Origin of the sequence: Estrella lausannensis (genome assembly GCF_900000175.1) — a bacterium.
In the GTDB taxonomy this organism is placed as follows: Bacteria; Chlamydiota; Chlamydiia; order Chlamydiales; family Criblamydiaceae; genus Estrella; species Estrella lausannensis.
This window is the reverse complement of sequence record NZ_CWGJ01000011.1, coordinates 364556-376381: the sequence shown is the minus strand read 5'-3', so window position 1 is coordinate 376381 and position 11826 is coordinate 364556. Positions and strand designations below refer to the sequence as shown.

Here is an 11826-nt window from a genome sequence, read left to right as displayed (position 1 = left end):
TTTTAGTCTTTTAAAACAGATTGAAAACGTAAATTACGCTCATGGCTTTTCTGCTATGAGCTTCTCTTTCGTTGTTGGCACTCGTCTTGCCAATGGTCAGCATATGCGCCGGTGTGTTGACGGCTCCGATTTTCCGTTCGGAGAAGAGCATTCAATCCTGCTGAAGGGAGTGAAATGAAAATACGGGCCAGTCAACTTATCTTGAGGTGCGGCCTGGGAATTTGAATGAAGGACACACCTCTTTTATACCGAATCAAATTGAAGTATTGGCCTTTGGCTTCGTCGGGTTTATACCGAAATTGTCTCAAAATTTGGGATGTGGGCTTTGAGAAAGCCTCGGGATTGAATGATCGCAAGTCACCTCATATTTCTAATATTAGATGACTTTGTATCTTTCAATCGCGAGAGCGTTCTCTTTGCCAAAAGCCAAATTTTGAGACACTTTCGGTATACTTAAGAATTTTCGTTCTCACTCGCGCCTTGCCTCTCGGCAATGGTCGCTCGCTCCGGACAAAAATTCTTAAGGCCCTCCTGGCCAAATTTCCAATTCTTCAAGTTGTTTCGGTATAGCTTCTTCATGGGAAGGTGCGAAGTCGCTTTTTTAAGGTGCTTAAAGCCTTCGCCATCCATGGGAGTTCTTAAGTTTTATTTCGGTCGATCGATAGTTATAAGGGTGTATACAATTTTGGTTTTCCATGCTACCTTCTTTTCCATTTATCGTAAAAGAGCAGTTGCTTATGGAATGCTTTTGGAAGGGTTTTTTCTTAGTTTGCGTCATGGCAAACACCTCTCTGACGGGGGCGATGGATGCCGATACGGTCAGGCAGCTCATCAATGAGGATCCTGCGTTGAAGAGCGCGCAGGTCGGTATCAGCATAAAAGCTAAAGACGCGCCGGAACTTTCGGTGAACGCAGAAAAACGCTTCATCCCCGCTTCCGTCACCAAGCTAGTCACGACGGCTTTGGCCTTAGATGAGCTTGGAGGAGAGTTTCAATTTATAACCAAAGCAGCGATGGATGGGACTCTTAAGGGAGGCATCCTTGAAGGAAACCTCTATCTCATCGGCGGAGGGGATCCTTCTCTAAACCAGCGAGGAATAGAGAGTCTTGCCAGCCAAGTTGCCGCCAGCGGCATCCGGGTAGTGAAAGGAAGCGTCTTTGCTGACGTATCCCTGTTTGGCAGCGAAACCTTTCCGACAGATCTGGAATGGGCGGATCTGCAGGAAGGTTACGGTGCGGAAATCTCCCCGCTGTCATTCAATGACAATTATGTCACCGTCGTTGTCAACCTGGCGACAGGGGAGCTGCATTGCCGGGAACAACTTCCCTACTGCTCAATAGAGGGCAGCGTCGACAGGGCGGAAGAAGGATCTCCTCTAAAGTACAAGAGGGAATTTCTCGCAAATCGCGTCGAGGTCTATGGCGGCTTAGGAAAGGGCGAGGGAGTCGAGGAAATCAAAATTGCAGTCCATAAGCCCTCGGAATACGCGCGGCAAGCGTGGATCAAAGCTTTGAGCGATGTGGGTGTGCAAATTCATTTTGGTGATGAGCCCGGAGGAGATAGAACTTTCCTGGCATCCCTGGCCTCGCCCACGCTCGCTAATCTCTTAAGGGAAGTGAATCATCAAAGCAACAACCTCTATGCCGAGACGATACTCAGGTATATAGCCAAAAGGCGCTACCCGGACCTCTCTTTTGAAGAGGCAGAGTCCCGCGTATTGCAAGAGTACCTGCACAAGCTGGGGGTGGAGCGAAGCGAGTTTGTCTTGCGGGAGGGCGCCGGTTTATCCCGTCATAATCTTTTGACTCCCAAGATCGTCGTCACGCTGCTAAAACGTAAGGTGGAGAGTCCAGAGGGGAGTGATTTCCTGAACGTGCTGCCGGTCGCAGGGCAGGATGGAACGCTGCAGAAACGCTTTAGCGAGCTCAATGCCGGCCTTGTCATCAAGGCAAAGACAGGCGGCATGGAAGGAGTGACCAATCTCGCCGGCGTTGCAGAAAGTAGTGCCGGAATAAGAATTCTCTTCTGCATTTTTGTGAACGGCTCGACCAAGACCTATAAGGAGACAGCCGCCTCGCTTGACGCGCTGCTCCTTAAAATTCTGAACTCCTACGGAGAAAATAGCGCAAATACCCGGGCAGGAAATCCGGAGGCTCCCGCGACTTTGGGAAAGGCAGCGATGACCATGCCGCCGGCTTGATCGGCGCGGTTTAAGTTTGCCATCATCTCAATCTGGTAGAGATTTCTCGACAGAATGTAGTGTTCGGCGGCAAATCCGGATGCGGCGCCTGAAAGACCGGGGTCGGTATCGATTGTTTCATGTCCAATGGCAGCCACCGCCCGCTCTTCTACAAGAAAGCGCAAGGCGTCCAGGCTCCAGCCCGGTGTTCTCTGCCTTCCTTCTCGGTCCAAGTTTACAAATCGCTTCTGGTCCGGCCACCGCTCACTCCAGTCAGAGCGCATAGCAACAAAAGCTCCCTCAGGGATTTTTCCGAAGCGCTCCTCATACTCAGCGATATCACCGGTGGTGAGAGCGTAGTCGGAATCGGCCTTCACTTTTGCACTGACGTCGATGACGGCGAGTGGCAAAATCATATCCCGGACATCGATAGCGTCGAGGGTCTTTAACCCATCGACAAAGTGGGAGGGGGCGTCCGCGTGGGTGCCCCACTGTCCTTCAAAGTGAAAGCGCTGGACGCTGAAGCCGTCACGGGCAGTTTCGGCGACTTGCTCCTTTTCCATCGGCACAGCCTTGGAAAAATGGGGTATCTCAACGTCCATCGGATGGGTTAGATCCACAAAGCGGCTATTTTTCAGCCTTTCAGCCAACGTCCAGTATGACACAGGATCCTCTCCTTAGGCGGCCAGTTTAAGCGCGATGGCGGCGGTGACCGGCCAGTGCGATGTTTTGAATCCCATAAAGTAGCCTGCAATGTTCACGGCTGTCAATAAGATCAGTGCCGGATACACCGTCTCCAGGATCGGGCCGAGGAAGCTGGCGATGCCGCCGAAATCCAGGGTAGAGACCAAAAAGCCGATCAAGAGGGTCAGGCTCAGTGAACGGGCGTTGCCGATTCTGTCTTTGGCGATATCATAGCGGACAAAGTCAGCAAAGAGAACCGTAAGCACGATCGCGGTGGTAAGGCATGCGAGAGTGACGGCTGCGGCAACCACGGGAGCGGCGTAGGGTCCGAGCGTCAGCAGGGCGACTTTACCCAGCATTTCCTTGGGTTCCACTCCTGACAGCTCGCTGCTGTAGAAAGAACCCAGCATGACGAGGAGAAAATAGACCGCGCCGAGCAGGCCGGCTCCGATGAGCGACGACTTGAAAAACAGGTTGAGCGAATAGTTTTTCGCGGCGCTGTCGTCCCGTCCTTTCAGGTGCGAAATGATAAACGTCGAGAAGAAGAAGGCGGCGAGGAGATCCATGGTCTGATAACCTTGGAAGAAGCCGTTAGTGAAAGCGGGAAGCGCTTCGCCGGATACTTGAACTTCCGCTTTTCCGCCGATGTAGCCAAAATAGGCGATCGTGGCGATCGCGGCCAGGAGGAATGGAGTCAGGTAGGCTCCCAGGACGCTGACGATTTTATGTTTATTGTATGTCAGGACGAAGATAAGCAGGCAGAGGGCTAAGCTTGTCGGCACAAGCGGCAGCCCGGGGAAAAGCAGCTGCAGTGCTCCATGAGCGACAGTCAAACAGCGTGCCAGCACACCGAATGGGCCCATCAGGGCGAGCGAAGCGAAGCTGAAGAGGAAGATGCCCGTTTTTCCAAAGCAGCTGAAAAAACGTTTGGGGTCTCCCTCATAGAGGATCATGCCGAAAACACCAAGAAACGGAACCAGCACACCCGTCAGGATGATTCCAAGCGCCGCCTCAGGGAAGTGGCCGGCGCTCTCTTTGCCGACCTGTAGGGGGAAGACCAGGTTGCCGGACCCGAAGAACATCGAGAACAGGGCAAAACCCGTTGTTAACATTAAAGAAAATTGTTTCATAAAAAACCTAACTCTATTTAAGGGATGATCACTTCCCGAGACTGTTGTCTCTAGGGGATTATACTGACGGATGTGCGTTATTCGGGGGGTGCTCTGCTCTCTTACGAGCAGATAATAGAAATAATGGAGATAGAGCGAGCGGAAGCGGCTCTTGAGTTGGACTGCTGAAGTGAGTAGTAAGCAGTAGTTTTCATGGTAGGGTCATTTAACTTTAAAAGGGCAAGTATAGCAAAAATGTAGCTTCTTGGCAATTAGAGATTAGAACCCGTGGCAAGAAAACGCCGGCGCGTGTCATCCATCACTGGATGACACGCACTATTAGCTTGCTGCCTCTTCAAGTGCGGCTAAGGCAGTGGCATCCTTTGCGAGCAAGACGACAGGAAGATCGTGCGGCATCACGATGTATTTTTTGTCCAGGTACCGAGTGGTGGTTTTTGCTAGCTTGACTGATCCAGCCACCTCCACCAAATCCGGGCCGAATTGAATCTCATGGTATACTGCAGCTCCTTCAGCCTTGCGCTTAAGTCCTAGATTATTCTGCACTACACCCGGCTCTACACCAGCCAAAATTTGTCCGGTGTTAAAGCAGTAAACTTCACTGCCGTGAATGGCGCCGACAAGAGCCGACAGAAGCCCACCCACGCCTGAACCGGTGGTAATGATCCTCTCGCTCGCTTCGACATGCTGTTTTTTTAATTCCGTGAGGTAGCTGTCGATCGCTTTGACGGCTGAGAGGAACGTTGGATAGGGGAGTGCGCCGTCCGGCATCTTGATTGCTTTCGCTGTCGCTAGGGCCGCTCCCTTCGCCAGACCGGCTGTCGCTCCAAAGGCTGTCCCTGTCAGCCAGAGCGCTCCTCCAATGAAGAGTGCGACCGGAGGAGCAGCTACGCCCCCAGCGGCGAGGGCCATGGTAGTGGCCACTCCCATTCCGGTCGATACGGCGCCGCCGATGATGGCTCCATGGCCAGCTTCCGCGATGATCTGACCGGCCGGACTCTTGCCGCTGGGCGTTAGCTCGGCGCAGCCTGCAGTCAAGAGCAGGCTGAGCTGCTCTTTTTTAAGCTCATACTCCTTTGTCTCTTTGAGATAGGCGTTCACTTTACCGATCGCCAGCTCCAACTCGTCGTGGGATTGCAGCGGGCAAATGTGGAGATGAGCGATCGCTTCCTGAACATCTTTGATGAGATTTCCAGTTAAATCGGGGCATTGGATGGCGATGACCACTTCATCGCCTCTCCGGAGTGCCCGGACTTGGATTCCCGGCGGCAGTTGAATGCCCAGCTGATCCGGAGTAGGCAGCGTGGAGTGATTTTGGCTAAGATCATCTATTAGACCTGCAAAGGCTGCCATGCAGCGTATTTTTTGCGTTTCACCGCAGACGCTGTCTTTAGGCTCTATCAACTCGCTTTCATGAGCTGCAGAACTCTCCAATGATCCCAAGCCGGCACTACTGCAAGCGGTGGCGCTTGCCAGGCTGATCGATTGGGAGACTTGCTTTTGCAAGGCTACAAGCGTGTCCAAATCCTTAGAGGTCTCTAAATTGGGTTCATCCGGAAAGAGGCAGGATGCGGAGGTCATATCGATAGTGTCATCCGAGGCCTTGAGAGCCATGCGACCCTCCGGAATGGGTTTTAAGTCTGAGATCGAAGCAGCTTCAGGCAGAGTGCTTGTTTCTTCGAATAATTTATCCAGGTCCCACATCGCGTCATCCGAGGACGGTAGGGACGCAGAAGGCGTTTCTTTCTCTCCGCTCGTGGTGCATGAGGCGTTATGGACCGGTGGCATTCCATTCGATTCAATAAGGGTTCGCGGTCCGGTGCGATGGGCGGCGATTGTGATTTCCCTTTTTCTTGGAATAGTCTGCTGGGTTGTGGCGCTTCTTTGCTGCCACTCTCTGCTGTCACTCTCCGAGTCGGAGGGCGTCCTGTCCGGTTTATCGGCTTCGATTTTCTTGACGTAGTGGTTGACGAGCAGGCGGAAAATGGCCGCTGTACCGATCAGTACCGTCGCGAGCGCTGCGATGATTGTGATGGCGACCGTGATGATTTTTTGGGAGGTTTTCAACTTCTTAAAGTCCTCAAGCGCATGGTAGCTGCTGCTTAACGGATTCAATAATGTGATAGTCTGCATTGTGTCAAAGTCCTTTCTGAGTGGTTCTCTTGCCGACATTCTGTCGGCTTTGTATTAATATTTCATGAACTGAACGTTAAGTATATTTAAATAGGGCAGTCTCCTTATCTGATGGACCTCAAAGAGCAAATTTTTGAGGCCCTGTCGGGTTAAGGGGCTCTAATTCCTGTCTGCTAAATAAATAATATTTTCTTGTGGGCACACAGGCACATGCTGTAAAACGCCCTGAATTAACTTGATGCCATGATGGGAAAGGGGCTTGTTGTACACGCAAGCGGGGATTCCCTCAAAGTTTTCAAGGAAGGTTTTTTTTAGCCTGAGAAGCTTCAAAGGCCCATCTCGCGCGCCCAGGTTGCCGATAAAGTCCGCCTCCATGCAGATGCTGCGGTAGTCAAGTTCCGGGTTTAACTTGCGCTCAAGTCCCAGATTTCTGACAACGTGTTCCACCTCGTCCAGCCTGACGCCCGGCCCGTTAAATGAATAGGCCTTTTCGGCATGCATGAAGCCGATCACTCCTGAGAGATATCCGGCAAGAGAGTGGCCTGTTGTGATCAGGGTGTCGCCCTCCCTGATCATGCCCTCTTCTTTTAATTTCATGATGTAAGCATCAATCTTTCGTATGTAATTAGCGGTAGTCTGGTAGCCATCCGCGAGTGTAATGATCTCCGTGGCATTGGACGCGACCCCTTTGATTAGACCTGACATCGTGCCTATTAATGCCGCCGCTGGTGCAGCGATCGCGGCGGCTGGCAGCGATCGCGGCGGCTGGCGCGGAGACGATAAGGACACTTGCTCCCAGCACCATCCCGCCCAATCCACCGAGAGCGCCGCTTTTTGCCGATTCCTTGCCGACTTTTGCCGCGGTGGAGAGCATCCTTGCTTTATCATCATCACCGATGGCCCGGCTGGTGATCAAGGCTGCGAGAAAATTAAATTGCTCCGGGGGGATGTTATAATTGTAGAGGTCAAGGACGCGTTCTCGAACGGCATTTATCGATCCGATTAAGTCCTCGTTGGTTTTGTGGCGGCCGATCCCCATATCGGCGATCAGGTTGGCGGCCATGGTCGCACTGTCTTGGTTCAGCTCCGTGCCACGCATCGCGATGATGATTTGGCTTCCGTCTCGGAATGCCTGGACGGCAAGACCGGTCGGGAGTTTTATGCCCATTTGATCTGGCGTCGGCAATAACTCGAGTGGGGTGTCGAAAAACGGCTGTACCCGCTCAAGGTTGTCGATGTGTTGATACATCAAACCAGCGAGGGAGGCCATTTGGAGAGCAGAACGTTTTTCTTCTTCGGAATGAAAAGAGTTGTACTGTTTCAGCATTTGCATCGCCAGGTCGTTTTCCAATAGGAGAATTTCACGATCCGTAAGGTCGGAGGGTGCTGCCTGGATTTGAAGCGCCGCTTCGCTGGCTTCCTCTACGCTGCGAGCCACTTCTTCTACCGGAGATTGCTCCTCTCTATTTTGAGGGGCGGGAGACTCGGCGTCTTTGGCGCCGCGCTTAAAAAAACTGGATATGTTGGGGAAGGAAAACATAATAAATACCTATTAAATTAGTAATAACGAGGTAATTATATATTGAACGATCATTTAGTTCAATAAACAATTTGTCTTTCCAATTGGACGCGATAATACGTTGACTTACCCTGGTGCTCGAGCGCGCGTAAACGGAGAGGGATTTATGGCGGAAGTGTCTTAAAAGTTGGTGAAGACCGGAACCGCGCCGGTGCAGGAGATGTGTGTGTGTCTACTAACTAAGCGAAGCTCTCTACTCTACGAGCAGGTGTTTTAGGGCTTCCCGTCTGCCCGGAAGCAAGATCATGTAGATGTCACTGTCATCACTATAGAGGATTTCTTGCGCGTACCGGGCAAGAGGCGCATCGCCATATTTTACCTCTTCGCTATCGATCAGAATGCACTGCCCCTGCTCATTGATAAGGTAATAATCGCCTTGCCCCATGCCGAAATATTCAAAAGCTGAGGCTCTTCGGCCCGTTTGTTCGGCGATGACTTTGAGTATATCACCGATTTGGTCGATCCAACCCTTGGTCTCGTGAGGATTTTCCCTTTCAAACGATTCATAAAATTCGATTTCACGTTTGTTTAAATCGATCAAGGGTTCGCTAAATTCAGCTACCTTACATACCTTAGCGGAAGAGGTGCTTCTCGCTTCGTCCTTGGCATCAAGAGGGCAGTAGCCGGCGGCCAGGCGCCGAAGGTCTTTTCGAACAGCGTCCATGCAGAGTGATTTGATGATATAGGCGCCTAGCGTCAACGGTAGTAGCAGCAAGGCAGCCAGTCCGCACAATAAGCGGATTGCCAGACCGTGCGTCGCATGGGTTATTTGCATTTTTTCATGATGATTCTTATGCCAGGTGATGGTGCGTCCCTGGAGCGCAACAGAGAGAGGTGTCAGGATGAAATCCGCTGCTCGCGGCAGGAAGGGCTGCCTGGGGTAAATCGCCTGGTCGAGCGCCGCTATGCTATAAAATGTTGCGTTGTTTGCCTGCATGCCATCTCCTTGCTGCAAAGCAAATATATATAGAACGATCATTTATTGCGATGGGTTTGTCTGCTAGTGTGAAAGACGCGGCTGCAGCGATCGCAGCCGCAAAGGCCGGGGCTACTGCCTCATGGCAGCCGCCAGAACTTCCCTTCTGCCCGGCATGAGGAGGGTGAATTGATCGAATGATTCATCGTAGACTATCTCACGGGCATATTCGATAGTTGGGCCCTTACCGTATTTTAGGTCTTCGCTGTTAATGACACGGCATTGACTCGCGAGGTCAAGGTAGTAATAGTCGCCTTGACCCATTCCAAAATATTCAAAAACACGGATGTTTTTGGCCGTTGTCGCTGAAATTTTTTTGATCAATTCACCGATTTTTTCGATCCATGCTTTTACTTCCTGTCGATCTGACCTGTCGAAGAATTCGTAAAATTCGATTTCTTGCTTTTCGATGTCGACCAGGGGTTCGCTGAAATTTTCCAACTTCGTCAGTGGCATGCCTTCACTGAAAAAATTGCTAACTGGGATTTCATCCAACTCTTCTTCAAGACCGCGATCGGAGATTAAGTGGGACAGATCACGCTTGATATCATCGGCGCATACCCACTTGATAAGGTAGGCTGCTCCGATTCTTGGGAGCAGCCTGTCTGAGAAGGCGCTAGTCGTTGATCTCTTCTACTTTGGGCCCCTCTTCCTCGCGGGCTTTCAGCAGCAGCACCGGAAAATTTGGCGTCTTGGGTATTGAGTGGACAGTGGAGTTTTCGAGTATTGCGTGCATTAGCATAATGCCGTGGTGAGAGAGCGGATCACTGTAGGCGCAAGCAGGCATCGTCTCATAAGGCGCGTTTAGGGTGATCGGTAAATAGAGTTTGCGGCCGCATACTTCCCTTTTTCCTAAATTGCCAATGATATCGGCTTCCATCACGACAGAGTGATAAGTGCACTCCGTAGAGATCTTACGGCTGATTCCTAAGTTCTCCAGAGTCTTGATAACGTCCCTGTCGATTAAAACCCCTGGACCATTGAATGAAAAAGCTTCATCAGCGTGGATGAAGCCGATCACTCCCGCCAAAAAGCCGGCGAGGGAATGCCCCGTGGTGATCAATGTGTCCGTGTTGCGGATTTTTGTTGCTTTGAGCTGAGTGATGTAGTTGTCCAAGGTTTTGAAGTAGGATTGCAGTGTAGGATAGCCATCCGCTACCGTCAGTCCTTTGGTGGCCAGGGTTTTTCCGGCTCCTATGCTGCCGCCCAGCGCGCTGCCGGTCAATAGCGCACCGAAGGCTAGAGCGATAGCGACAGGCGGCGCAGCCATCCCAACAGCTACCAGCGCGCCAGCCACAACACCTCCGGCTCCGCCGGCGATGCCACAGCCTATCGCTGCATCCTTGCCACTCTGTAGGGCCATCTCTTTGCCTAATGAAATCACCCTTTCCGTATCAGAGTCGCCGGTGATACGCTGGTTAACAATCGATTCAAACGTGCTAATCAAACTCTCGCCGATGTCATAGCCATAGAGTTTTTTAAGTTTAGCTGCCACTTCGCGCACAGAGGAGATCAGGTCTTCGTTCGTCTTGTGGCGACCGATGCCAAGGTCGGCAACTAAGTTCGCCAGCATAGTGGAGGCATCCAGGTTAAGCTCAGTGCCGCGCATGGCGACAATCACCTCGTCACCGTGACGGAATGCTTGAACGCGAAGTCCTTTAGGGCATGAAATCCCGAGATCGCAAGGGGAGGGTAGCATAATCAGTCCCTTGGGAAACAGGGAGGCGATCCCCTCGATCTCTTTAAAATCTTTGTACATCAGGCCGGCCAGGGCGGCCATCTGCAAAGTTGTTTCCTTTTGGCAATGCGACGGAAAAACATTTTCGGAGCCGATGGCGAGCAAGGCTCTCTCTTCATTGGCTGCGCTTTCCTCGAGTGTGACAGAGGAGGTCATCTCTTTGACCTCTTTGTCAGAGAAAACGTCTTGCGAGCATTGCGAAGCAACCTCAGTTGTTAGATGCGTTTGCCCGATAGCGGTAATTTTAGAATTTTCACCGGTAATCGTCCCGTTCGTCTCAGGGGGTGTAGCCCCTGTTTGAGTTGGGTCTTGGATTTCAGATTTGGAGAAAAAATTTATTATAAACGACATCTTTATACCCTATTTAAAATTAACTATTGGATTGTATAGTAATAACTGGTTGATCTCAACTAGAATCAATTGTCTAGAGATTAACTTAAATATAGTTGTCGAGATTGAAATTAATGTTAGTTTGTAAAAAGACACAGGTATGGCGAATTTAAAGGGAAATTGATACTCTGGCGGCTATCGATTTGAAATTTTGAGACACTTTCGGTGTATATTTTGAGGATAGTGATGTTTCTCCTTAAGTTAGTTTTATCCCTTTTGTGTGTTGCTTACTCCGCCCACTTGTCAGGCGCTATCAAAGCGGGAGTGGGTGAGGCGGTGATGACGCCCCCGGTCGGGACTCCTTCTGCCGGTTATGCAATGCGGAAAGGCGAGGGAATGGCAGGGGAGCACGACCCCTTGCTCGCAATCGCTCTCTACCTTGAAGCAGATAAAAAAGTGGTTTTTTGCAGCGTGGACTCCCTAGGATTTTCGCACGTCATGGCAAAAGAGATTATCGGCAGAATACAGCAGATTCCGGGGCAACAGGAGACTCTTGTCTTGATCGGATCTTCCCATACCCACTCGGGGGGCGGTGGATTCCTTGACATGCCTCCCATCGGAGAGGTCCTCGCTGGAAAATATGATCCGCACATCACTCAATTTTACATTGACAAGACGGTGGAAGCTATAGAGCTTGCGATTCGTAACCCCCAGGAGGCCAGAGTTGGTATCGGCTACGGTGAGGTAAACTTAAGTAAATACAGGGGCGCATGGCCAGAAAATGTGAAACCGCTACCGGAGGTGGCTCTCATCAAGGTAGAGACGAAAGAGGGGCGCCCGCTGGCCGCGGTCTTTAACTATCCGATGCATCCTACCATCCTGGGAGCGGATAACAGGCTTTTTTCTGCCGATTTTGTCTCGTCTGCGAGAGAAGAAATCAAAAAAGAGCTGGGGCCGGAGGTGAAAGCGATCTATTACAACGGAGCCCAAGGCGACATCATCCCCGCTGAGAGGGAGAGCACCTTTGCTGCCCAAGAGAGGGTAGGAAGGGCGCTTGGAGAGGAAGTTGTGGCTATTTG

General features: G+C 51.3%; 11 protein-coding genes. 2 read left to right on the top strand and 9 right to left on the bottom strand.

The features are described from left to right. Positions 1 to 10: 10 nt before the first annotated feature. Positions 11 to 151 (bottom strand): hypothetical protein, encoded by a 141-nt coding sequence (locus tag ELAC_RS11730; protein ID WP_158227804.1) that lies wholly within the window; start codon positions 149 to 151, stop codon positions 11 to 13. A gap of 586 nt (positions 152 to 737) precedes the next feature. Between ELAC_RS11730 and dacB the strand changes: the two genes are divergently transcribed. Then, positions 738 to 2201 carry a D-alanyl-D-alanine carboxypeptidase/D-alanyl-D-alanine endopeptidase gene (gene dacB, locus ELAC_RS04610; RefSeq protein ID WP_158227803.1) on the top strand — a complete coding sequence of 488 codons (1464 nt, stop codon included), beginning with the start codon at positions 738 to 740 and terminating at the stop codon, positions 2199 to 2201. Here the strand turns inward: dacB and ELAC_RS04605 are convergent. From ELAC_RS04605 to ELAC_RS04570, 8 genes are all read right to left on the bottom strand, one after another. Beyond that, positions 2111 to 2845 carry a cyclase family protein gene (locus tag ELAC_RS04605; protein ID WP_098038100.1) on the bottom strand — a complete coding sequence of 245 codons (735 nt, stop codon included), beginning with the start codon at positions 2843 to 2845 and terminating at the stop codon, positions 2111 to 2113. The genes dacB and ELAC_RS04605 overlap by 91 nt on opposite strands. Positions 2846 to 2857: 12 nt before the next feature. Next, a complete protein-coding gene (locus ELAC_RS04600) occupies positions 2858 to 3994 on the bottom strand; it encodes a branched-chain amino acid transport system II carrier protein (protein ID WP_098038099.1) in 1137 nt (378 codons plus the stop codon). 318 nt (positions 3995 to 4312) lie between these two features. Continuing rightward, complete coding sequence (locus ELAC_RS04595; protein WP_143406437.1) at positions 4313 to 6124, bottom strand: hypothetical protein; 1812 nt, start codon at positions 6122 to 6124, stop codon at positions 4313 to 4315. Between the two features lie 159 nt (positions 6125 to 6283). Next, a complete protein-coding gene (locus tag ELAC_RS04590) occupies positions 6284 to 6721 on the bottom strand; it encodes a hypothetical protein (RefSeq protein WP_098038097.1) in 438 nt (145 codons plus the stop codon). A 28-nt stretch (positions 6722 to 6749) separates the two neighbouring features. Continuing rightward, complete coding sequence (locus ELAC_RS04585; protein ID WP_098038096.1) at positions 6750 to 7664, bottom strand: hypothetical protein; 915 nt, start codon at positions 7662 to 7664, stop codon at positions 6750 to 6752. A gap of 232 nt (positions 7665 to 7896) precedes the next feature. Continuing rightward, positions 7897 to 8640, bottom strand: coding sequence for a hypothetical protein (locus tag ELAC_RS04580; protein WP_098038095.1), 744 nt, complete (start codon positions 8638 to 8640; stop codon positions 7897 to 7899). Between the two features lie 111 nt (positions 8641 to 8751). Then, positions 8752 to 9135 (bottom strand): hypothetical protein, encoded by a 384-nt coding sequence (locus ELAC_RS04575; protein ID WP_143406436.1) that lies wholly within the window; start codon positions 9133 to 9135, stop codon positions 8752 to 8754. Positions 9136 to 9295: 160 nt separating this feature from the next. Then, positions 9296 to 10768, bottom strand: a complete 1473-nt coding sequence (locus ELAC_RS04570) for a hypothetical protein (protein WP_098038093.1) — start codon at positions 10766 to 10768, stop codon at positions 9296 to 9298. Between the two features lie 225 nt (positions 10769 to 10993). Here ELAC_RS04570 and ELAC_RS04565 point away from each other — a divergent pair. Next, on the top strand, positions 10994 to 11826 hold an 833-nt coding region (locus tag ELAC_RS04565), incomplete at its 3' end, for a neutral/alkaline non-lysosomal ceramidase N-terminal domain-containing protein (protein WP_143406445.1).